The sequence below is a fragment of the Streptomyces sp. NBC_01363 genome, from assembly GCF_026340595.1.
Taxonomy (GTDB): Bacteria; Actinomycetota; Actinomycetes; order Streptomycetales; family Streptomycetaceae; genus Streptomyces.
In genome coordinates this window covers 12,400-33,763 of the sequence record NZ_JAPEPF010000002.1, presented here as the reverse complement: position 1 = coordinate 33,763, position 21,364 = coordinate 12,400, and the positions used below count along the sequence as shown (strand labels likewise).

The following is a 21,364-nucleotide window of genomic DNA, read 5'->3' as shown; positions in this document are numbered from 1 at the left end:
TCTGTTGCTGCTCGGCGCCGGTCAGCCGGCCATGCGACGGGACGCCTCTTCGAGGCGCTCCGAGATGGTGCCGTCGATGACCTCGTCGCCGACCCGCACCGCGATCCCGCCGAGGACCATGGGGTCCACATCGAGATTCAGGTGCATCGGGCGGCCGTAGATCTTCGCCAGTGCGTCGCCGAGGCGCTGCTTCTGCCGATCGCTCAGCGGAACCGCCGAGGTGACCACGGCGACCATCCGCTCCCGGCGCTCCGCGGCCAGCTTGGAGAGGGACTCGAGTCCCTCTTCCAGGCTACGTCCACGCGGCTGGGTGACAAGCCGCGTGACGACGCGCTCGGTGGCCGGCTGCGCCTTGCCGCCGAGCAGGCTGTGCAGCAGCTGCCCCTTGGCGGACGCGGACGCGGACCGGTTGGTGAGCGCGGCGCGCAGCTCCTTGTCGGAGGCGACGATCCGGCCGAACCGGAACAGCTCGTCCTCGACGTCGTCGAGGTCTCCGCTGCGCTGGGCGGCGGTGAGGTCTGCGGTGTTCGCCAGTTCCTCGACCGAGTCGACCAGGTCACGCGACTGCGACCAGCGGGAGCGGACCATGCCGGAGATCAGGTCGACGGTCTCGCCGCCCACCTGACCGCGCAGCAGTCGTCCGGCCAGCTCCGCCCTGGCCTCGCCGGGCTGCGACGGGTCGGTCAGGACCCGCCGCAGTGAGACCTCGCGCTGGAGCAGCGCCGTTACGGCGGCCAGCTCCTCGGCGAGCTTCGCCGCGTCGACCGACGTGTTGTCGGTCAGCGCGTCGAGGGACTCACGTGCGGCAGCCAGTGCCTCGCGGCTCGCGCCGTTCATCGGACAGCCTCGGCCTTCGCCTCGAGCTCGTCGAGGAAACGGTCGACGGTGCCGCTCTGCCGGGCGTGGTCCTCGAGGGACTCGCCGACGAGCTTGCCGGCCAGGTCGGTGGCGAGCTTGCCCACGTCCTGACGCAGCGCGGAGGCCGCGGCCTTGCGGTCGGCCTCGATCTGGGCGTGGCCGGCAGCGATGATCTCCTCGCGCTGCCGCTGGCCTTCCGCCCGCATCTCCTGCAGGATCACAACGCCCTGCTCCTGCGCCTCCTGGCGCAGGCGCGCGGCCTCGTGACGAGCCTCGGCGAGCTGAGCCTTGTACTGCTCAAGAACGCTCTGGGCCTCGGTCTGCGCCGCATCGGCCTTCTCGATACCGCCTTCGATGGCCTCACGACGCTCTTCCAGAACCTTGTTGATGTTCGGGAGGAGCTTCTTGGCGAGGAAGCCGAAGACGATGACGAAGGCGATCAGACCGATGACGAGCTCAGGGATCGGCGGAAAGAGCGGATTCTCTGGCTTTTCGGCCGCGAGCTGAACCAGGGGGTTCACATCAGTGCCTTTCGTCGGAACGGACTAGTCGCGGTTCGTCAGCTGTAGACGAACGGCATGACCAGACCGATCAGGGCGAGCGCCTCACAGAAGGCGAAGCCGAGGATCTGGTTGGCGCGGATCAGGCCGGCAGCCTCGGGCTGACGGGCGAGAGCCTGCGTGCCGTTACCGAAGATGATGCCGACGCCGACGCCGGGGCCGATGGCGGACAGGCCATATCCGACGGAGCTGAGGGAACCGGTGACGGCGGCAAGGGTCTGGGACATGCCAGTTCTTCCTTCTCTTTCACGGACCGGCGGGGGTTGGCCACCGGACGACTGGGGGTATGGGAGGCGCGATCAGTGGTGCTCGGCGACAGCGCCCTGGATGAAGGTGCACGCCAGGAGCACGAAGACGTACGCCTGAACAGCCTGGATGAAGAGCTCGAAGGCCGTCATCACGATGACCATCACGAACGAGACACCCGCGTAGGCGATACCGATGCCGTTCAGCAGGTACCAGCTGGCGATGGTGAAGAGCAGCAGCAGCGTGTGACCCGCGAACATGTTCGCGAAGAGTCGGACCGCGTGCGTGAAGGGGCGGACCAGGACATTCGAGAAGAACTCGATGACCATGACCAGCGGCAGAACCGCGCCGAGCGACTTGTCGTAGCCCGTCAGGTTCTTGAAGCCGCCGACGAAGCCGTGCCGCTTGAACGTGATGCTCATCCAGAGGATGTAGACGATCAGTGCCAGGCCGGCCGGGTACGCGATGACCGACGTCACCGGGAACTGGGCGAGCGGGATGATCGACCAGAGGTTCATCATCCAGACGAAGAAGAAGATCGACACCATCAGCGGGACGTACTTCTCGCCCTCGCGCTTGCCGAGCGTCTCGTAGACGATGCCGCGGCGGACGAAGTCGTAGCCGGCCTCGGCGACCATCTGCAGCTTGCCAGGAACGACCTTCGGCTTACGGAAGGCGGCCCAGAAGAAGCCGACGATGATGACCGTACCGAGGAGCGCCAGCAGCATCGTCTTGTTGAAGTAGATGTTGCTGTCCGCGTCACCGAAGATCGGCTCGAACAGGAAAGAGTGCAAGCCAGGACCCGGGAAACCACAACCGGAGAAGATGTGGCAATCGGTCTCGAAGGCGAGCACCTGTGTCGGGTCAGCACTCACCGCGGGCTCCTTCAGCGTGGCGCATAGGTACGGCAACCTCGTTGTGTCGGCGCGGCGCGCAGCCGCGGTTCGGCACTGGACTGGTGTTACGGATGTGTGAGCGGCAGTCAGGCATTGAGCCTCGCGATCGAGCAGGCGTCAGCTCACATGCCCGCGCCCGCAGTGCCGCAGTTGGAACCGGACGATAGCAGGGTCTCGAACCTGCACTTATCCCGCCCCTACCCTTCACGACTTCGAGCCCGTGTTCTTGGGCTTTTCCGCCTTGTCGGACTCGGGTTCGACGTAAAGAATCTTGGCCTTCATGTGCGCACGCGTCTGTGCGCCGATCCACACGAGGGTCATCGCGACCAGCGTGATCGCGAAGGCCTTCGGGTTGAACATCGTCGTGTTCTTGAACGCGGCGACAAAGATGAACAGAAGGAGAAGCTGAGCCGTATACAGCATCAGCCCCATCGCCTGGAACAGGTGGGGCAGGGACCGCGCGGTCCGTTGCAGGACCAGCAGTCCGATCCCCATGAAGAGGATCACCACGATCGTCGCAACGCCCGCGCCGAGGGCTCCCTTGCCGCCCGCGACACCAGCACTCACAGCGACGGCGACAGCGCCGGCGACAGCGGTGGGTACGGCGGCTTGAAGGAGAGTCCGGACGTCGTTGGACGGCATGGCGGCAGCTCCGCTTGCAGGGGGTGGGCAGTGTGTCGTCATGGACGAGCGTAGGCCCGGTCCGAGTCGATGCCTCACACCAATGGACCGTGCTACTCAGGCCCTTCGGCTCCGTCACCGGGCTTCGTGAACGGTATCACAAACTATTTGATGAGGTCTTTACCAAGAAAGTGTGCTTACCGTCACACGTGAGAGTGAATTCGCGCATGTGAGCAAGGCAACTCAATTCGTTGTCTGGTAATGCCCCTTGATGCCCGGTTCTCAGCGTGCGGATTCAGCCCTGTCTCTGTCCGAAAAACGCGAACGGGGGCCGATGGCAGTCGCCCCGTTGACGCCGGAGACTCCCACCACGACCGGGCTGCGCTCCTGCGACTCGGGCCCCGTCTGCCCCATCCGGCTTTCCAGCGGCCCCTGTTGGGCCTCGGGCGCCGATGCGGCTTCCGCCTCGGGAGCCTCGCCCTTGCCACGCCTGCGGCGGTAGCGGGGCGGTACGAAGCGTTCCGCCCAGTACGGCGCCCGGGGGGTGAAGCGGGGCATCAGCAGCAGTACGAGACCCAGCGTGCTCATCCCCATGATCACCAGCACGATCCACAGGGACGCCGAGTGCACGGAGTAGCCGACCGCCCCGAAGGCGATCAGGGCCGACCAGAAGTACATGATCAGCACGGACCTGCTGTGCGAATGGCCGATCTCCAGCAGCCGGTGGTGCAGATGGCCACGGTCCGCCGCGAACGGCGACTGGCCGTTCCACGTACGGCGCACGATCGCCAGCACCAGGTCCGCGGCCGGGATCGCGATGATCGTCAGCGGCAGCAGCAGCGGGATGAAGACCGGCAGCATCGCGTGGGTGGCCTCGCGCTCGCTGCCCGCGAAGAGCGTCATCGTGTCCGGGTCGACCCGGCCCGTCACCGAGATCGCCCCGGCCGCGAGCACCAGGCCGATCAGCATCGAGCCCGAGTCGCCCATGAAGATGCGCGCGGGATGCATGTTGTGCGGCAGGAAGCCCAGGCACATGCCCATCAGGATCGCCGTGAAGAGCGTCGCCGGGGCCGCCGCCTCGATCATGTGCCCGTACCAGAGCCGGTACGTGTAGAGGAAGAACGCGGCGGAGGCGATGCACACCATGCCCGCCGCGAGACCGTCCAGACCGTCGACGAAGTTGACCGCGTTGATGGTGATGACGACCAGGGCGACCGTGAGCAGCGTGCCCTGCCACTGGGTGAGCGCGACGGTGCCGACACCGGGAATCGGCAGCCACAGGATCGTCAGACCCTGGATGACCATGACCGCGGCGGCGATCATCTGCCCGCCGAGCTTGATCAGGGCGTCGATCTCGAACTTGTCGTCCAGGACACCGATCAGCCAGATCAGCGCGGCGCCGGAGAGCAGCGCCCGCGGCTCGGTGGAGAGCTGGAAGACCCAGTCGAGGTTCTGGAGATGGGCCGCGACGATCAGTCCGGCGCACAGCCCGCCGAACATGGCGATGCCACCGAGCCTCGGTGTCGGTTCTCGGTGGACGTCACGCGCACGGATCGCGGGCATCGCCCCGATCGCGATGGCGAACTTACGCACCGGACCGGTCAGCAGATAGGTCACCGCGGCCGTGACACAGAGCGTCAGCAGGTAATCACGCACGGGCTGCCCCATAGATTTCGCCGGCCATCTCAGCCCACACCTTAAACCGTCCGGCAATCAGGGACGGTCGCGCTGCGCGGGCCTCATGACCGAAGACACAGTGAGCGGGCCGATCGGTTCCGCAACGGACGCCCGGGGCCGCTACCCCGGGTAGGGCGGATACTTCTCCGCCAGCTCCCGCACCTGCGCGCGGATGTCGTCCTCCTCACGCACCGCCGTCCCGAAGAGCACCGCCAGCCGGGCCATGTCGCCGTCGTCCATGCCCTGGGTGGTGACGGCCGCGGTACCGAGCCGGATGCCCCGGGCGTCCCCGTACGGCAGCGCGCAGGTGTCCAGCACCAGGCCCGCCGCCGCCAGCCGGGCGCGGGCGGTCCGTCCGTCGACGCCCAGCGGGGCCGGGTCCGCGACGATCAGGTGGGTGTCCGTGCCGCCCGTGGTGACCTCGAGGCCCTCCGCCTCCAGACCCGCCGCCAGCACCCGGGCGTGGGCGACCACCCGGTGCGCGTACGCCGTGAACGCCGGGGTGGCCGCCTCCCCGAACGCGACGGCCTTCGCGGCGACCGTGTGCATCTGCGCACCGCCCTGGGTGAACGGGAAGACCGCCCGGTCGATCCGCTCCGCCAGCTCCGCACCACACAGGATCATCCCGCCGCGCGGACCGCGCAGCACCTTGTGCGTGGTCGCGCAGACCACGTCGGCGTACGGCACCGGGCTCGGCGCCGCTCCCCCGGCGATCAGCCCCATCGGGTGCGCGGAATCGGCGATGAGATACGCGCCCACCTCGTCGGCGATCTCCCGGAACAGCTCGTAGTCGGGGTGGCGGGGGTACGAGATGGAGCCGCTCACGATCGCCTTGGGGCGGTGGGCACGGGCCAGGGCGCGCACCTGTTCGTAGTCGATCAGGCCGCTCTCGGAGTCCACCCCGTAGCCGACGAACTCGAACCAGCGGCCGGAGAAGTTGGCGGGCGAACCATGGGTGAGATGTCCCCCGTACGGGAGCCCCATCGCGAGCACCGTGTCGCCGGGGCGGAGCAGGGCGGCGTACGCGGCGAGAACCGCGGAGGAGCCGGAGTGCGCCTGGACGTTGGCGTGTTCGGCGCCGAAGAGCGAGGTGGCGCGGCGGCAGGCGATGCGTTCGGCGGCGTCGGCCTGCTCGCAGCCGCCGTGGTGACGGGCACCGGGGTAGCCCTCGGCGTACTTGTTCGCGAGGGGTGAGCCGAGGGCGGCGAGGACCGCGGGCGAGGTGAAGTTCTCGGCGGCGGTCAGCTGCAGGGTGCTGGACTGGCGGTGCAGCTCCCCCAGCAGCACGGCGGCGATCTCCGGATCCTCCCGGAGCAGGGCGCCGAAGTCCTGCGGCAGGGCGGACCCGGGGGCGGAGGGCGGTGCGGCTGGAGTGGTGACCGGCATCGATGGGCTCCGGGCCTGGGGAGGGGTGCGCTGGCGTCAGCTCCAATGTAGGCCCACGAAGGGCCTCCTGCCTGCTGTGCGGCACCGTGGTGCACCCGTTGGGCCCTGGGTGCCCGGCCGGTGCGTACGCCCGTCGGAGTGGCGCGGACGCGATGGCGCGGGGGCGCCCGTCAGTGCGGTGCGGGTACGCCGGTCAGGGCCGTGACGACCGGGTCGAGGGCCTGGTTGATCTCGTCGCCGATGGAACGGAAGAACGTGATCGGGGCGCCGTACGGGTCGAACACCTCGTCCGCCTCGGCGGTGGGGGCCAGCAGCCAGCCGCGCAGCGCGGCCGCGGCGCGGACCAGGGCGCGGGCGCGCTCGACGACGCCCTCGTCCCGCGGGTCGGGCAGCGTGGCGGGGTCTATCGCCCGGACCAGCCGGGTGAATTCCTTGAGGGTGAACGTCCGCAGGCCGGCCGAGTGCCCCATCGAGATCACCTGCGCGCGGTGGTCGCGGGTGGCCGTGAGCACCAGGTCGGCGCGGATCACGTGCTCGTCGAGCAGTTCCCGGCCGACGAAGCCGGTGGTGTCGGCACCGAAGTCGGCGAGGACGGTCTCGGCGTTGGCCTCCATGGGGGCGCCTTCGTGGCCCCAGGTGCCCGCGCTCTCCACGATCAGTCCGCCGCTGAGCGGATCGCCGAGGCGGTCCACCAGGGCATGGCGGGTCAGCCGCTCGGTGATCGGTGAGCGGCAGACGTTGCCGGTGCTGACGTGGAGGATGCGGAAAGAGTCGGCCCGCCCCGCTATGCCACGCCCCTCAGGGGCGGTCAATTGGCCACCTCGAGGTCGGGTACCACCTTGCGGAGCTCCTCCACGGAGAGCGCACCGGCGCGCAGCAGCAGGGGGACCTTGCCGGTCACGTCGACGATCGACGAGGGCACGATGCCGGGCGTCGGGCCGCCGTCCAGGTAGACGGAGACGGAGTCGCCGAGCATCTCCTGGGCGGCGTCGCAGTCCTCGGGGGCCGGGTGGCCGGTGAGGTTGGCGCTGGAGACGGCCATCGGGCCGACCTCCGTGAGCAGCTCGATGGCGACCGGGTGCAGCGGCATCCGGATGGCGACGGTGCCGCGGGTGTCCCCGAGGTCCCACTGGAGCGACGGCTGGTGCTTGGCGACGAGCGTGAGGGCGCCGGGCCAGAAGGCGTCGACGAGCTCCCAGGCCTGCTCGGAGAAGTCGGTGACCAGGCCGTGCAGGGTGTTCGGGGAGCCGATCAGGACGGGGGTCGGCATGTTGCGGCCGCGGCCCTTGGCGTCCAGCAGATCGGCGACGCCCTCGGAACTGAAGGCGTCCGCACCGAGGCCGTACACGGTGTCGGTGGGCAGCACGACCAGTTCGCCGCGGCGGACGGCCGACGCGGCCTCACGCAGACCCGTCGTGCGGTCGGTCGCGTCGTTGCAGTCGTATCGCCGTGCCATCAGCCGGCCTCCTCAAGCGTGTACGGGTATGACGGGTACGGGTCGTGCGCGTGGTGGCCGCCGGTCACGGCATGGCCTTGCGGGCCGTGGCGAACCGCGGCCGGTTGTTCAGGTCCGGGTGGTCGGCCGCGTCCGCCCAGCCGCGCTCCTCGGTGAAGATCCACGGCACCTGGCCGCCCTGGGTGTCGGCGTGCTCGATGACGACGAGGCCGCCGGGGCGCAGCAGGCGGTGTGCGGTGCGTTCGATGCCGCGGATGGTGTCGAGGCCGTCCTCCCCGGAGAAGAGGGCCATCTCCGGATCGTGGTCGCGGGCCTCGGGTGCCACGTACTCCCATTCGGTGAGCGGGATGTACGGCGGGTTGGAGATGACGAGGTCGACCTGGCCGTCCAGCTCGGGGAGGGCGGTCAGCGCGTCTCCCTGGTGGACGGTGACCCTGGATCCGTCGGCGTTCTTGCGGGTCCACTCGATGGCGTCGTCGGAGAGCTCGACCGCGTGCACGCGCGAGCGCGGCACCTCCTGGGCCATGGCCAGGGCGATGGCGCCCGATCCGCTGCACAGGTCGACGACGACCGGCTCGACGACATCCATCGCGCGCACGGCGTCTATCGCCCAGCCGACGACCGATTCGGTCTCAGGGCGGGGGACGAAGACACCGGGTCCGACCTGGAGCTCCAGGTAGCGGAAGAAGGCGCGGCCGGTGATGTGCTGGAGCGGCTCGCGGGCCTCGCGGCGGGCGATGGCCTCCCAGTAGCGGGCGTCGAAGTCCGCGTCCGGCACCCGGTGCAGCTCGCCCCGCTTGACGCCGTGCACGAACGCGGCGAGTTCCTCCGCGTCGAATCGCGGCGAGGGCACACCGGCGTCGGCCAGCCGCTGGGTGGCCTGGGCCACCTCGGCGAGCAGCAGGTTCATCGCGGTTCTCCGTACGGTTTACGGGCTGGGCGGGCTTTGCTTACGCGGCGGCGAGCTTGGCGGCGGAGTCGGCGTCGACGCACGCCTGGATCACGGAATCCAGGTCGCCGTCGAGCACCTGGTCCAAGTTGTACGCCTTGAAGCCGACGCGGTGGTCCGAGATCCGGTTTTCCGGGAAGTTGTACGTACGGATCTTCTCGGAACGGTCGACCGTGCGCACCTGGCTGCGCCGTACGTCCGAGGCCTCCTGCTCGGCGGCCTCCTGGGCGGCGGCGAGCAGTCGCGAACGCAGGATGCGCATGGCCTGCTCCTTGTTCTGGAGCTGGCTCTTCTCGTTCTGGCAGGACGCGACGACGCCGGTCGGCAGATGGGTGATGCGGACCGCCGAGTCCGTGGTGTTGACGGACTGGCCGCCGGGACCCGAGGAGCGGTAGACGTCGATACGGAGGTCGTTGGCGTGGATCTCGACGTCGACCTCCTCGGCCTCGGGCGTGACGAGCACACCGGCGGCGGAGGTGTGGATGCGGCCCTGCGACTCGGTGGACGGCACCCGCTGCACGCGGTGCACCCCGCCCTCGTACTTCAGCCGGGCCCACACGCCCTGGCCGGGCTCGGTGGCGCCGTTGCCGCCCTTGGTCTTCACGGCGACCTGGACGTCCTTGTAGCCGCCGAGCTCGGACTCGGTGGAGTCGATGATCTCGGTCTTCCAGCCGACGCGCTCGGCGTAGCGCAGATACATGCGCAGCAGATCGCCGGCGAACAGGGCGGATTCGTCGCCGCCCGCACCCGCCTTGATCTCCAGGAGCACGTCCTTGTCGTCGCTGGGGTCGCGCGGGACCAGGAGCAGGCGGAGCTTCTCGGTGAGCTCTTCGCGCTGCTTCTCCAGCTCCTTGACCTCGGCGGCGAAGTCGGGGTCGTCGGCGGCGAACTCGCGGGCCGTCCCGATGTCGTCCCCGGTCTGCTTCCAGGAGCGGTACGTCGCGACGATCGGGGTCAGCTCGGCGTAGCGCTTGTTGAGCTTGCGCGCGTTGGCCTGGTCGGCGTGGACCGCCGGGTCAGCGAGCTTCTTCTCCAGATCGGTCTGTTCGCCGATCAGTTCCTCGACCGCCTCGAACATCTTCGGGCTCCTGGTTTCTTCACTCGGGCGTGCCTGCTGGACGGCGTGATGCCGGCCGGGCGGGGATACGGAACGGGGCCGCGTACCCCCGGCCGGAAAAAACGCCGGTCCCGACGCCCCCGGAAGAGGGCGCCAGGAACCGGCGCAGTGGCTCGCTACTTGCTGGCGGAGCCGGCAGCCTTGCCGAAGCGGGCCTCGAAGCGGGCCACACGGCCACCGGTGTCGAGGATCTTCTGCTTGCCCGTGTAGAACGGGTGGCACTCGGAGCAGACGTCGGCGCGGATGGTGCCGCCGTCGATGGTGCTCCGGGTCGTGAACGACGCGCCACAGGTGCAGCTGACCTGCGTCTCGACGTACTCGGGGTGGATGTCGCGCTTCAAGGGTTTCTCCTAGGTTCGGGAGGGCGCCGGGTCGTACGCGCGGATTGCGCGTCCGTGAACCGGGGCCGACGTACCAGTCTGCCAGGACCGGCCGTATCTCCCAAAACCGGGGGCGGGCCGCAACTATTCCCGGCCCGCCCGGTCACCGTACGACGCTGCCCGCGTCGCCCTTGTCGCCCGCCGACTTCTCGGTGGCGGAGGCGGGGATGGCCTTGTCCTGGGCGAGCGCGTCCCACACCTGCCGGGCGGCGGCGTCCAGCGGTACAACGCGGTTCGGGTCGGCCGGGTCGTACTGCACGGGCAGGGTGACCATGTGGACGTTCTTCGAGCCGAGCCCCTTGAGACCGTTCGCGAAGGACGTGAGTTCGGGGACCGAGCCCAGGTCGGAGTCGGTGGTGACGGTCTTGGTGGCCGTGTCCGCGAGGTCGTACAGGGTCTTCGGGTTCGAGAACACCCCGACGGTCTTGACCTGTTCCATCAGCGCCTTGATGAACGCCTGCTGGAGCTGGATGCGGCCGAGGTCGCTGCCGTCGCCGACGCTCTTGCGGGTACGGACGAGGCCCAGCGACTGCTCCCCGTCGAGGGTGTGGGTGCCGGGTTCGAGCTTCAGATGGCTCTTCGGGTCGTCGATCGCCTCGGTGGTGGTGATCTTCACGCCGCCCAGCTCGTCGATGAGCTTCTTGAAGCCGGTGAAGTCGACTTCGAGGTAGTGGTCCATGCGGATGCCGGACATGGCCTCGACGGTCTTGACCGCGCAGGCCGGTCCGCCGACCTCGTACGCCGTGTTGAACATCGCGCGCTGCTGGCCCGCGACGGTCTGCCCGGTCGTGTCGCTGGTGCAGTCGGGGCGGGTGATGAGGGTGTCGCGCGGGATGGAGACGACGGAGGCCGTCTTGTGGCCCTTGTTGACGTGCAGGACCATCGCGGTGTCGGAGCGGGCCCCGCCCTCGTCGGCGCCGTACTCGGAGTTCGCGCCGGACCGGGAGTCCGAGCCGAGCACCAGGATGTCCTGGGAGCCGTTGTCGACGTTGTCGGGGCGGTCCTTGCCGAGCGCGGCGTTGATGTCCACTGCCTTGAGATTGCCGTTGAGCTTGACGTAGGCGTATCCCAGTCCGGCACCGCCGACGACCACGACACCGGCCACGGTCCAGGCGGCGATCACCGTCGCCCTGCGGCGACGGGAGGGCTTCTTCCGGCGCTTGCCGGTGGGGCGTATTCGGCCGCCGCTCCCGTTCTGCTCGGTCATGGATCTCCTTCGGTCGTCAGCTTCCCCGGCTACCCCCAGCAGCGGTGTTCGGGCACTGGATCATCGACTTGTCGGTACTGCGTACGACGCCGTGGCACGAAGAAGGGTTGCACAGCCACCTGTTGTTTCCGCGTGAGGACGAAACGGACATCCAGCCTTGATGAACAGTCGGTGATTCCCCCCTCACCTGCGGTTTCTTGTCCGGTACAGGCATCGCGACGGGGCCCGGCGGCGCGTCCTGGATGTGGCAAAGGTCTCGGATCGACCACGGCGACCGGGTCGGCTGCGTCACCTGCGCACGGCCCACGGCACAGGGCCGCCCCCGTCACCGAAGTGACGGGGGCGGCCCTGTGGTTCAGCCGATCCGGTACGACGTCAGTCGTTGCCGTTGCCCGGGGACGGCGTCGTCTTCTGGATCTGGAGCAGGAACTCCGCGTTGGACTGGGTCTTCTTCATCCGGTCCAGGAGAAGCTCGATCGCCTGCTGCTGGTCGAGCGCGTGCAGCACCCGGCGCAGCTTCCAGACGATCGCCAACTCGTCGCTGCCGAGCAGGATTTCTTCCTTTCGGGTGCTGGACGCGTCGACGTCCACCGCCGGGAAGATGCGCTTGTCCGAGAGCTTCCGGTCGAGCTTGAGCTCCATGTTGCCGGTGCCCTTGAACTCCTCGAAGATCACCTCGTCCATGCGCGAGCCGGTCTCGACCAGCGCGGTGGCCAGGATGGTCAGCGAACCGCCGTCCTCGATGTTGCGCGCGGCACCGAAGAAGCGCTTCGGCGGGTACAGCGCGGTCGAGTCGACACCACCGGACAGGATGCGGCCGGAGGCGGGGGCCGCGAGGTTGTACGCACGGCCGAGACGGGTGATGGAGTCCAGCAGGACGACCACGTCGTGACCCAGCTCGACGAGACGCTTGGCGCGCTCGATGGCCAGCTCGGCGACGGTGGTGTGGTCCTCGGCGGGACGGTCGAAGGTCGAGGAGATGACCTCGCCCTTCACCGACCGCTGCATGTCGGTGACCTCTTCCGGACGCTCGTCGACCAGGACGACCATCAGGTGGCACTCGGGGCTGTTGACGGTGATCGCGTTGGCGATCGCCTGCAGGATCATGGTCTTGCCGGTCTTCGGCGGGGCCACGATCAGGCCTCGCTGGCCCTTGCCGATGGGGGCGACCAGGTCGATGATCCGCGTCGTCAGGACGTTGGAGTCGGTCTCCAGACGGAGCCGGTCCTGCGGGTAGAGCGGGGTCAGCTTCTGGAACTCCGGGCGGCCGCGGCCGGTTTCGGGCGCCATGCCGTTCACCGAGTCGAGGCGGACCAGGGCGTTGAACTTCTCCCGGCGCTCGCCGTCCTTGGGCTGGCGCACCGCACCGGTGACGTGGTCACCCTTGCGCAGGCCGTTCTTGCGGACCTGGGCGAGCGAGACGTACACGTCGTTCGGGCCCGGCAGGTAGCCGGAGGTCCGGATGAACGCGTAGTTGTCGAGGATGTCCAGGATGCCCGCGACGGGGATCAGGACGTCGTCGTCGGAGACCGGGACCTCGCTGGCGAAGTCCTCGCGGCCACGGCGGCCACGGCGGTCGCGGTAGCGGCCACGACGGCCGCGACGGCCGCCCGCCTCGTCGTCGTACCCGTCGTCCTGCGGGCCGCCGCTCTGCTGGCTCTGGCGCTGCTGACGCTGGCCGCCCTGCTGGCCCTGGCCACCGCCCTGCTCGTCGCCCTTGCCCCTGCGGTCGCGCTGACGGTCGCGGCGTTCCCCGCGCTCCTGGCGGTCGCCCCGGTCGCCGCGCTGACCGCGGTCCTGGCGGTCGCCGCGGCGGCCCTCGGCCGTGTCGGCGGCGGCTTCGGCCTTGGCGTCGGCGCGGTCGTCGCCCTTGGGCTCGGCCTGCGTCTCCGTCTTGGCCTCGGCGGACTTGCTCTCCGCCTTGCTCTCCGGGCTGCCCGCCTGCGCGGTCGCACGGCGCCGACGGCGCTCGCCCGTGGGCTGGTCGTCGCTGGCCGGCTGGCCGGGGATGTCGATCTGCTGCTGGGCCGCGGCCTTCTCGGCGGGCGCGGCGGCCGCGGACTCGTCCCCGGTGCGCGCCTTGGAGGTGGCACGGCGCTTCGGCTTGGTCTCGGTCGCCGCGGCGGGCGCGGCGGCCTTGGGCGCAGCGGAGCTACCGGCCTGCGCCTCCTTGATGACCTCGATCAGCTGGCCCTTGCGCATCCGCGCAGTGCCCTTGATGCCGAGGCCGGACGCGACCTGCTGCAGCTCGGCCAGGACCATGCCGTCAAGGCCGGTGCCGGAGCGGCGGCGCCGTGCGGTGGTGCCAGTGGCAGCACCTTCGGCGGGCGCGGCGCTGTCGACGCTCTTGTCGGCAGTCACGCCCATCAGATCGGTGGTGTCGCTCACGAAGGGTCCTTCCCTGGAGCGGACGTCGGCCTTCTGGCTCGGCGACCGGTTGTGCTGTCCGACTGCGGTCTTTTTCTTGCGGACCGTGCCGGGGCGGTGGTCCGCCGGGTACGGCGGAGAGATGAAGGTGTGCAAGGGCCCGGCGCGAGCATCCCCCTGCTCGGCCCACTCCTGGACAAGCGAGGGGTGTCGTGCCGGTTCCGGAGCGTGCACGAAACTGCTCAGGCAGGCTGCTCAGGCAGTTGGGGAGGCTCCCGGAAGAATTGGTGGTCCCGGAAAGGGACACGAAGCAACGCGCCACATAGACGTCGGTTGCAGACTTGAGGTTAACACTACCGGCTCCAACAAACATTCCCCCTCTCACTCACCGGCAATCTCTTCTCGGCTACGGGGCGAGCGGCAGCACACTCGCCCCCGGGGCGTCGAGAGCGAGGCGATTGGCCGCCCATCCCTCGCCCGCCAGCTGTGCGACCTTGTCGGCCGCACCGTCCTCGGCCAGTGCGAGCACGGTCGGCCCGGCACCGGAGATGACCGCGGGGACGCCGTCCGCGCGCAGTCGGTTGACGAGTTCCACGCTCTCGGGCATCGCCGGGGTGCGGTACTCCTGGTGCAGCCGGTCCTCGGTGGCGGTGAGCAGCAGCTCGGGGCGCCTGGTCAGCGCCTCGACGAGGAGTGCGGCACGGCCGGCGTTGAAGGCCGCGTCGACATGCGGGACCGTGCGCGGGAGCAGCCCGCGGGCGGTCTCGGTGAGGACCGGCTTGCTGGGCACGAAGACCACCGGAACGATGGATCCTGCGGGGTCCATCCTGATCGCGCGCGCCGATCCGCCGTCCATCCACGCCAGCGTGAAGCCGCCGAGCAGGCAGGCCGCGACGTTGTCGGGGTGGCCCTCGATCTCGGTGGCGAGTTCCAGCAGCGCCGCGTCGTCGAGCCGGGCGTCACCGCCGGTCGTCACGGCGCGGGCGGCGACGATGCCGGCGCAGATGGCGGCGGACGAGGAACCGAGACCGCGTCCGTGCGGGATGCGGTTGGCGCAGACGATCTCCAGGCCGCGGGGCTGTCCGCCGAGCAGGTCGAAGGCCGTGCGCAGGGAGCGTACGAGGAGGTGGCGCTCGTCGCGGGGCAGCGTGTCGGCGCCCTCACCCGCGATGTCGATGTGCAGTCCGGAGTCGGCGACTCGGACGACGACGTCGTCGTACAGCCCCAGCGACAGGCCGAAGGCGTCGAAACCCGGGCCCAGGTTGGCGCTGGTCGCAGGGACGCGCACCCGGACGGCGGCGGCTCGGAAGGCGGGACCGGCCATCGGTTGGACGACTCTCCTTGTGTGGCAGCGGGGGTGGTGAAGCGTTTTCTCCGTGGTGGCGGGAGGTCGTGGTGACGGGGATGGGAACTCCGGGGAACCCGACGGCCACAACGGCCCATGCACCGCGGCAGATGCGGCGGGGCGGGTTGTGTACAGCTTATCGAAGGAAGGTTCTGTGGCGACATAGGGCGCACGGGAGGCGCACGATGCGTGTCGCACGCCACCTATGCGCTCTCCGCCCCGAAAAGGGGCGGTTGAGCTGGGTTCTTGCCTGATCCGCCGGCCAGGCCGTAGATCCTGTCCGGCGGATCGGGGTCGGACCTGGCGGATCAGGGCCCCCGACCATGATCCGCCGGACAGACCCTGGGGCGTGTTTGAGAAGTAGCGTCGTCCGCCCGGAGGGCGGGTCTCGCGGGGTCTGGCGCGTGCGATCGCAAGGCGCCGGGGTGCCCTCGTAGCGGAGCTACCAGGGCATTTCGGCAACGCGGCGAGCGTGCGTGTCAGACCCCGCGAGACAGACGGGACTTCTCAAACACGCCCTAGACGAGGCCCAGCTTCTGGGCGGCGGTGGCCGCGTCGACGGGGACGGTGACCGGCTGCGGTGCGCCCGCGACGGCCCAGTCGGGGTCCTTGAGGCCGTTGCCGGTGACCGTGCAGACGATCTTCTGGCCGCGGTCGACCTTGCCCTCCTCGGCGGCCTTCAGCAGGCCGGCGACGGAGGCGGCCGAGGCGGGCTCGACGAAGACGCCCTCCTGCGAGGCCAACAGCCGGTAGGCGGCCAGGATCTGGCGGTCCGTCACCTCATCGATGAAACCGCCCGATTCGTCCCGGGCGTCCAGCGCGTACTGCCAGGAGGCCGGGTTGCCGATCCGGATCGCGGTGGCGATGGTCGACGGGTCCTTGACGATCTCCCCGCGGACGATGGGCGCGGAGCCGGAGGCCTGGAAGCCCCACATGCGCGGGGTGTGCGTGGACATGCCGTCCCCCGCGTACTCCTTGTAACCCTTCCAGTACGCGGTGATGTTGCCCGCGTTGCCGACCGGGAGGACGTGGATGTCCGGGGCGTCGCCGAGCGCGTCGACGATCTCGAACGCGGCGGTCTTCTGGCCCTCGATACGGGCCGGATTGACCGAATTGACCAGTGCCACCGGGTAGTTGTCCGAGAGCGAGCGGGCCAGCGTCAGGCAGTCGTCGAAGTTGCCGTCGACCTGGAGGATCTTGGCGCCGTGCACCAGCGCCTGGCCCATCTTGCCGAGCGCGATCTTGCCCTGCGGCACGAGGACGGCGCAGACCATGCCGGCCCGCACCGCGTACGCGGCGGCGGAGGCGGAGGTGTTGCCGGTGGAGGCGCAGATGACGGCCTTCGCACCCTCCTCCTTGGCCCGGGTGATGGCCATCGTCATGCCGCGGTCCTTGAAGGAACCGGTGGGATTGGCGCCCTCGACCTTGAGGTGCACCTCGCAGCCCGAGCGCTCGGAGAGGACCTGAGCGGGGACGAGCGGTGTACCGCCCTCACGAAGCGTGACGACCGGCGTCGTGCTCGTGACCGGAAGGCGGTCCCGGTACTCCTCGATGATGCCGCGCCACTGGTGGGTGCCCTTGCTGGTCATGGGTCCTTACTCCCCTTCAACACGCATGATGCTGGCGACACCGCGCACGGTGTCGAGCTTGCGCAGCGCCTCGACGGTCGCCGAGAGGGCGGCGTCGGACGCGCGGTGGGTGACGACGACGAGCGATGCCTCGCTGCCTCCGCCCGCCCGTCGCCCGCCGCCACCCTGCTCGATGGCGACTTCGTCGCCGCTGCCTGAATTTCGACCTTGCTGGCGTACCGTATCGATCGATACGCCCTGTTCGGCGAAGACCGTCGCGACCTGGGCGAGCACGCCAGGCTTGTCGGCCACGTCGAGACTGATGTGGTACCGCGTGACCACGTCGCCCATGGGGCTGACCGGCAGACGCGTGTACGCGGATTCACCGGGGCCGGTGGCCTCGTTGAGCTTGTTGCGGCAGACCGCGACCAGGTCGCCGAGGACCGCGGACGCGGTCGGCGAGCCACCGGCGCCGGGGCCGTAGAACATGAGTTGTCCGGCCGCCTCCGCCTCGACGAAGACCGCGTTGTACGCCTCGCGGACGGAGGCCAGCGGATGGCTCAGCGGGATCATCGCCGGGTGCACCCGCGCGGTGACCGACTGCCCGTCGGCGGCGCGCTCGCAGATGGCGAGGAGCTTGACGGTGCAGCCCATGCGGCGGGCGGACGCGATGTCGGCGGCGGTGACCTCGGTGATGCCCTCGCGGTGCACGTCGCCGATCCTCACCCGGGTGTGGAAGGCGATGCCGGCGAGGATGGCGGCCTTGGCGGCGGCGTCGAAGCCCTCGACGTCGGCGGTCGGGTCGGCCTCGGCGTATCCGAGAGCCGTGGCCTCGTCGAGCGCCTCGGAGTACCCGGCTCCGCTGGTGTCCATCTTGTCGAGGATGAAGTTGGTCGTGCCGTTCACGATGCCGAGGACCCGGTTGACCTTGTCACCGGCGAGGGACTCGCGCAGCGGCCGTACGAGCGGAATGGCACCGGCCACAGCGGCCTCGTAGTAGAGGTCCCGGCCGTGCTGCTCGGCGGCGGCGTGCAGGGCGGCGCCGTCCTCGGCCAGCAGCGCCTTGTTGGCGGAGACGACGCTCGCGCCGTGCTCGAAGGCGGTGGTGATGAGCGCGCGGGCGGGCTCGATGCCCCCGATGACCTCGATGACGACGTCGTTGTCGCCCCGTTTGACCAGGGCCGTCGCATCGGTGGTGATCAGCGCGGGGTCGATGCCCTCGCGCACCTTGGAGGGCCGGCGCACGGCGACACCGGCGAGCTCGACCGGCGCGCCGATGCGCGCGGCGAGGTCGTCGGCGTGCGTCGTCATGATGCGCGCCACCTCTGAGCCGACCACTCCACAGCCCAGCAGCGCCACCTTCAGCGGACGCGTACGCATCATCCGACCTCGTTTCCTTTACATCTGATGTGTGGACCAGTCTCACTCACCGGACGGGAGTTTCTGCCACCCGTCCGGATCCTGAGACATGTATTTCATCAGCCGACATCGAGACGCAGGAGATCTTCCTCCGTCTCGCGCCTGACGATGACACGCGCCCGACCGTCGCGCACGGCGACGACCGGCGGACGCAGGGCGTGGTTGTAGTTGCTCGCCATGGAACGGCAGTACGCGCCGGTGGCGGGCACGGCGATCAGATCGCCGGGGGCGAGGTCGGACGGCAGGAACGCGTCCTTGACCACGATGTCTCCGCTCTCGCAGTGCTTGCCGACGACGCGGACGAGCATCGGCTCGGCGTCGGAGGTGCGCGAGGCGAGCGCGACGGTGTACTCGGCGTCGTACAGCGCGGTGCGGATGTTGTCCGACATGCCGCCGTCGACGCTGACGTACGTACGCAGCCCCTCCAGGGGCTTGATGGTGCCGACCTCGTACAGCGTGAAGGCGGTCGGGCCGACGATGGCGCGCCCCGGCTCGACGGAGATCCGCGGGGTGGCGAGCCCGGCCGCCTCGCACTCGCGGGTCACGATGTCGCCGAGCGCCTTGGCGATCTCGTGCGGCTCGCGCGGGTCGTCCTCGGAGGTGTACGCGATGCCGAGCCCGCCGCCCAGGTCGATCTCGGGCAGCTCCACGCCGTGCTCGTCGCGCACCTCGGCGAGCAGCTGCACCACGCGCCGGGCGGAGACCTCGAAGCCGGCCATGTCGAAGATCTGCGAGCCGATGTGCGAGTGGATGCCGATGAGCTCGAGACCGTCGAGGGTGAGCGCCCGGCGCACCGCCTCGGCGGCCTGTCCCCCGGCCAGCGCGATCCCGAACTTCTGGTCCTCGTGCGCGGTGGCGATGAACTCGTGGGTGTGCGCCTCGACGCCGACGGTCACCCGGATCTGTACGCGCTGGCGCTTGCCGAGCCGCCCCGCGACGTGGGCGACCCGGGCGATCTCCTGGAAGGAGTCGAGCACGATCCGGCCGACACCGGCCTCGACGGCGCGCTCGATCTCGGCGACGGTCTTGTTGTTGCCGTGGAAGGCGATGCGCTCGGCGGGCATCCCGGCGTCCAGCGCGGTGGTCAGCTCGCCACCGGAGCAGACGTCGAGGTTGAGTCCCTCCTCCTGGAGCCAGCGCACGACGGCGCGCGACAGGAAGGCCTTTCCGGCGTAGAACACGTCGGCATCGCGCCCGAATGCGTCGGCCCAGGCGCGACAGCGGGCCCGGAAGTCGCTCTCGTCGAGGAAGTAGGCGGGGGTGCCGAACTCCTCGGCCAGCCGCGTCACTTCGATCCCACCGACGGTGACCGCACCCTCCTCGTCACGGGTGACGGTACGGGCCCAGACCTTCTCGTCCAGGGCGTTGAGATCGGCGGGCGGGGCGCTGTAGTGCCCCTCCGTCATGACGTCGGCGTGACGGGGCCCGGCGGGGTGTGCGGATCGGCTCATGGTGTTGCTCTGCTCTCTCGGATCTCTCAGAGGACTTCGGGTGCGCTGATGCCGAGCAGGGACAGGCCGCCCGCGAGCACCGTCCCGGCGGCTTCGGCAAGGGCGAGCCGGGAGCGGTGGGCGGCCGAGGGTTTCTCGTCACCGACGGGGAGCGGCGAAGCGCTGTCGTGGAAGTCGAAGAAGGCCTGCGCGAGGGCTTCCAGCTGCCGGGCGACCCGGTCGGGCTCACGGTGTCGGGCGGCGGCGGCGAGCACCCCGGGGTGGTCGGCGAGAAGCGCGCCGAGCACGGGCGCGTCCACGCTCTCCTCGTACGCCGCTGCGAACCCGAGCTGCCGGGCGTTGTGGCCCAGCGCACGGATCCGGGCGTGCGCGTACCGCACCCGGAACAGCGGATTGCCCTCCTGCTGCACGAGGAGCTCCTCGCTCCCGGTGCCCCGGGGCCGGTCGTGCGGGGCGGCCCGCAGCAGCGACCAGCGTGCGGCGTCGCTCCCGAGCCGCACGAAGAGATCGCGGTGGGCGGCCGGCACCGGCATCACATGCAGCGCCTCCCCGCCCGCCGTCCGCTCCCCGACCTCGGCGCCCTGGGCCCTGAGCAGCCGCTCGACGGTCCCGGTGACGACCCGGGCGCGGAGCTCCTCGACGGGGACGAACGAGACCGCCGTGCCGGCGAGGGCGTCCCCGTGCCCGTACGCCGTGCCGTGCGTGGCGACGGTCCGCACCAGCGCGTCGAGGCCGCGCGCACCGGCTCGCAGCGTGAAGTTCAGAAATCCCGGCCCGGTGACCTCGACGTCCTCGATGCCCGGCGCCTCAAGCACCCGTTCCCGGAGGATCTCGGCCACGTCCCTGGCCGGCAGCGCGGCGGGCCCGGCCAGCTGGAGGGCGACGGCACAGGCGTACTCCCCGCGCCCGCCGGGCCGGGTCCGCTCCACCCGCACGCGCGTGGGCACGGGCGCGCGCAGGGCGTCCTCGTCGACCGCGCGGCGCACGGCGTGCAGCACGGTCATGGAGAGATCGGCGGGGGTCACAGGACAAGCGTATGGGAGGAAGGGGGGCACCCCGCGACCCGGTTTCGCCATGCGGTCACCCCGCAGCACGCTCCGCGGTCCCGGCACCCCGTCTGCCGTCGAGCGACGGCGACTCCTCCCGCTCCATCAACTGCCGTACGAGCCGCACCAACTCGGTCGGCTCGAAGGGCTTCGCGAGAAAGGCGTCGACCCCTGCGGCGACCCCGCTGTCCATCTCGTACGGCGTACAGGCGCTGATGATCGCCACGGGCAGATGTCTGGTCCGCGGATCGGAACGCAGTCTGGCTGCGGTCTGCACACCGTCCAGGCCGGGCATGACGACATCGAGCGTGATCACATCGGGACGGACCCGATGCACCAGATCCAGACACTCGACACCATCGGCCGCGGTCACGACCTCGAAGCCCTCAAGCTCGAGATTGACCCTGATCAAATGCCGGATGACCTTGTTGTCGTCGACAACAAGCACGCGGCCACACGCCCCTGACACACTTCGAGGGTAGGGCGGACGTAGGGGCTGCGTCCGGGTTTTGCCTATTTCCGTCCCCAGACGAGTGGCACGAGGGGTGGCCGGATACATCCGGAACGCATCGCACGCCCCCCTCCGCCTGGCCCGCGTCACCCCTCCGACGACCCGGAAATACCTGTTCACGGGCACCCTGCGGAAGCTGGTAGTGTTTCACCCGTCGCCGAGCAACACAGCGATACGCCCTCGTAGCTCAGGGGATAGAGCATCGGCCTCCGGAGCCGTGTGCGCAGGTTCGAATCCTGCCGAGGGCACTTCGGAAGAAGTGCAAAAAAGACCTTCTGGCCAGCGAAAACGCTGAGCAGGGGGT

General features: G+C 69.8%; 20 protein-coding genes and 1 tRNA gene. 1 reads left to right on the top strand and 20 read right to left on the bottom strand.

Going from position 1 to position 21,364, the window contains the following annotated elements; genetic code table 11:
* Window positions 1–21: 21 nt before the first annotated feature.
* From OG611_RS28320 to OG611_RS28225, 20 genes are all read right to left on the bottom strand, one after another.
* Entirely contained in the window at window positions 22–837 is an 816-nt protein-coding gene (locus OG611_RS28320) for a F0F1 ATP synthase subunit delta (RefSeq protein ID WP_266426515.1), read from the bottom strand.
* Window positions 834–1,379 (bottom strand): F0F1 ATP synthase subunit B, encoded by a 546-nt coding sequence (locus OG611_RS28315; protein WP_266426512.1) that lies wholly within the window; start codon window positions 1,377–1,379, stop codon window positions 834–836. Before OG611_RS28315 ends, OG611_RS28320 begins: the two co-directional genes overlap by 4 nt.
* A gap of 38 nt (window positions 1,380–1,417) precedes the next feature.
* Window positions 1,418–1,645 (bottom strand): F0F1 ATP synthase subunit C, encoded by a 228-nt coding sequence (locus OG611_RS28310; RefSeq protein WP_266426509.1) that lies wholly within the window; start codon window positions 1,643–1,645, stop codon window positions 1,418–1,420.
* A gap of 72 nt (window positions 1,646–1,717) precedes the next feature.
* Entirely contained in the window at window positions 1,718–2,554 is an 837-nt protein-coding gene (gene atpB / locus OG611_RS28305) for a F0F1 ATP synthase subunit A (protein WP_266431275.1), read from the bottom strand.
* A 210-nt stretch (window positions 2,555–2,764) separates the two neighbouring features.
* Window positions 2,765–3,202, bottom strand: a complete 438-nt coding sequence (locus OG611_RS28300) for a hypothetical protein (RefSeq protein WP_266426507.1) — start codon at window positions 3,200–3,202, stop codon at window positions 2,765–2,767.
* Between the two features lie 261 nt (window positions 3,203–3,463).
* Window positions 3,464–4,849: an MraY family glycosyltransferase gene (locus OG611_RS28295; RefSeq protein ID WP_266426504.1), complete on the bottom strand. Its 1,386-nt coding sequence runs from the start codon at window positions 4,847–4,849 to the stop codon at window positions 3,464–3,466.
* A gap of 129 nt (window positions 4,850–4,978) precedes the next feature.
* Window positions 4,979–6,244 carry a serine hydroxymethyltransferase gene (glyA, locus tag OG611_RS28290; protein ID WP_266426501.1) on the bottom strand — a complete coding sequence of 422 codons (1,266 nt, stop codon included), beginning with the start codon at window positions 6,242–6,244 and terminating at the stop codon, window positions 4,979–4,981.
* 170 nt (window positions 6,245–6,414) lie between these two features.
* Window positions 6,415–7,056, bottom strand: a complete 642-nt coding sequence (locus OG611_RS28285; protein WP_266426498.1) for a protein-tyrosine-phosphatase — start codon at window positions 7,054–7,056, stop codon at window positions 6,415–6,417.
* On the bottom strand, window positions 7,053–7,700 hold the full coding sequence (locus OG611_RS28280) for an L-threonylcarbamoyladenylate synthase (RefSeq protein ID WP_266426495.1): 648 nt from the start codon (window positions 7,698–7,700) through the stop codon (window positions 7,053–7,055). Before OG611_RS28280 ends, OG611_RS28285 begins: the two co-directional genes overlap by 4 nt.
* A gap of 64 nt (window positions 7,701–7,764) precedes the next feature.
* A complete protein-coding gene (prmC, locus tag OG611_RS28275) occupies window positions 7,765–8,610 on the bottom strand; it encodes a peptide chain release factor N(5)-glutamine methyltransferase (RefSeq protein ID WP_189542181.1) in 846 nt (281 codons plus the stop codon).
* A 40-nt stretch (window positions 8,611–8,650) separates the two neighbouring features.
* Window positions 8,651–9,727, bottom strand: a complete 1,077-nt coding sequence (gene prfA, locus OG611_RS28270; protein ID WP_266426485.1) for a peptide chain release factor 1 — start codon at window positions 9,725–9,727, stop codon at window positions 8,651–8,653.
* A 155-nt stretch (window positions 9,728–9,882) separates the two neighbouring features.
* Window positions 9,883–10,107, bottom strand: a complete 225-nt coding sequence (gene rpmE / locus OG611_RS28265) for a 50S ribosomal protein L31 (RefSeq protein ID WP_019764351.1) — start codon at window positions 10,105–10,107, stop codon at window positions 9,883–9,885.
* A gap of 142 nt (window positions 10,108–10,249) precedes the next feature.
* Entirely contained in the window at window positions 10,250–11,353 is a 1,104-nt protein-coding gene (locus OG611_RS28260; protein ID WP_266426477.1) for an LCP family protein, read from the bottom strand.
* 375 nt (window positions 11,354–11,728) lie between these two features.
* A complete protein-coding gene (gene rho, locus OG611_RS28255) occupies window positions 11,729–13,741 on the bottom strand; it encodes a transcription termination factor Rho (RefSeq protein ID WP_266426474.1) in 2,013 nt (670 codons plus the stop codon).
* Window positions 13,742–14,126: 385 nt separating this feature from the next.
* Complete coding sequence (thrB, locus tag OG611_RS28250; protein ID WP_266426472.1) at window positions 14,127–15,044, bottom strand: homoserine kinase; 918 nt, start codon at window positions 15,042–15,044, stop codon at window positions 14,127–14,129.
* 539 nt (window positions 15,045–15,583) lie between these two features.
* Window positions 15,584–16,654 carry a threonine synthase gene (gene thrC, locus OG611_RS28245; RefSeq protein WP_266426469.1) on the bottom strand — a complete coding sequence of 357 codons (1,071 nt, stop codon included), beginning with the start codon at window positions 16,652–16,654 and terminating at the stop codon, window positions 15,584–15,586.
* 6 nt (window positions 16,655–16,660) lie between these two features.
* Entirely contained in the window at window positions 16,661–18,016 is a 1,356-nt protein-coding gene (locus OG611_RS28240) for a homoserine dehydrogenase (protein ID WP_266426465.1), read from the bottom strand.
* Between the two features lie 95 nt (window positions 18,017–18,111).
* Window positions 18,112–19,503 (bottom strand): diaminopimelate decarboxylase, encoded by a 1,392-nt coding sequence (gene lysA / locus OG611_RS28235; RefSeq protein WP_266426462.1) that lies wholly within the window; start codon window positions 19,501–19,503, stop codon window positions 18,112–18,114.
* 26 nt (window positions 19,504–19,529) lie between these two features.
* Window positions 19,530–20,528: an ArgS-related anticodon-binding protein NrtL gene (gene nrtL / locus OG611_RS28230; protein ID WP_266426459.1), complete on the bottom strand. Its 999-nt coding sequence runs from the start codon at window positions 20,526–20,528 to the stop codon at window positions 19,530–19,532.
* Between the two features lie 55 nt (window positions 20,529–20,583).
* Window positions 20,584–20,997: a response regulator gene (locus tag OG611_RS28225; RefSeq protein ID WP_266426456.1), complete on the bottom strand. Its 414-nt coding sequence runs from the start codon at window positions 20,995–20,997 to the stop codon at window positions 20,584–20,586.
* 239 nt (window positions 20,998–21,236) lie between these two features.
* Here OG611_RS28225 and OG611_RS28220 point away from each other — a divergent pair.
* Window positions 21,237–21,308: transfer RNA gene (locus OG611_RS28220), tRNA-Arg, on the top strand.
* Window positions 21,309–21,364: the final 56 nt, after the last annotated feature.

Coding starts and splice junctions, on each gene's coding strand:
- OG611_RS28320 (WP_266426515.1), bottom strand. CDS start 837: ATGAACGGCGCGAGCCGCGAGGCACTGGCTGCCGCACGTGAGTCCCTC.
- OG611_RS28310 (WP_266426509.1), bottom strand. CDS start 1,645: ATGTCCCAGACCCTTGCCGCCGTCACCGGTTCCCTCAGCTCCGTCGGA.
- OG611_RS28300 (WP_266426507.1), bottom strand. CDS start 3,202: ATGCCGTCCAACGACGTCCGGACTCTCCTTCAAGCCGCCGTACCCACC.
- OG611_RS28295 (WP_266426504.1), bottom strand. CDS start 4,849: ATGGGGCAGCCCGTGCGTGATTACCTGCTGACGCTCTGTGTCACGGCC.
- glyA (WP_266426501.1), bottom strand. CDS start 6,244: ATGCCGGTCACCACTCCAGCCGCACCGCCCTCCGCCCCCGGGTCCGCC.
- OG611_RS28280 (WP_266426495.1), bottom strand. CDS start 7,700: ATGGCACGGCGATACGACTGCAACGACGCGACCGACCGCACGACGGGT.
- prmC (WP_189542181.1), bottom strand. CDS start 8,610: ATGAACCTGCTGCTCGCCGAGGTGGCCCAGGCCACCCAGCGGCTGGCC.
- prfA (WP_266426485.1), bottom strand. CDS start 9,727: ATGTTCGAGGCGGTCGAGGAACTGATCGGCGAACAGACCGATCTGGAG.
- OG611_RS28260 (WP_266426477.1), bottom strand. CDS start 11,353: ATGACCGAGCAGAACGGGAGCGGCGGCCGAATACGCCCCACCGGCAAG.
- thrB (WP_266426472.1), bottom strand. CDS start 15,044: ATGGCCGGTCCCGCCTTCCGAGCCGCCGCCGTCCGGGTGCGCGTCCCT.
- thrC (WP_266426469.1), bottom strand. CDS start 16,654: ATGACCAGCAAGGGCACCCACCAGTGGCGCGGCATCATCGAGGAGTAC.
- OG611_RS28240 (WP_266426465.1), bottom strand. CDS start 18,016: ATGATGCGTACGCGTCCGCTGAAGGTGGCGCTGCTGGGCTGTGGAGTG.
- lysA (WP_266426462.1), bottom strand. CDS start 19,503: ATGAGCCGATCCGCACACCCCGCCGGGCCCCGTCACGCCGACGTCATG.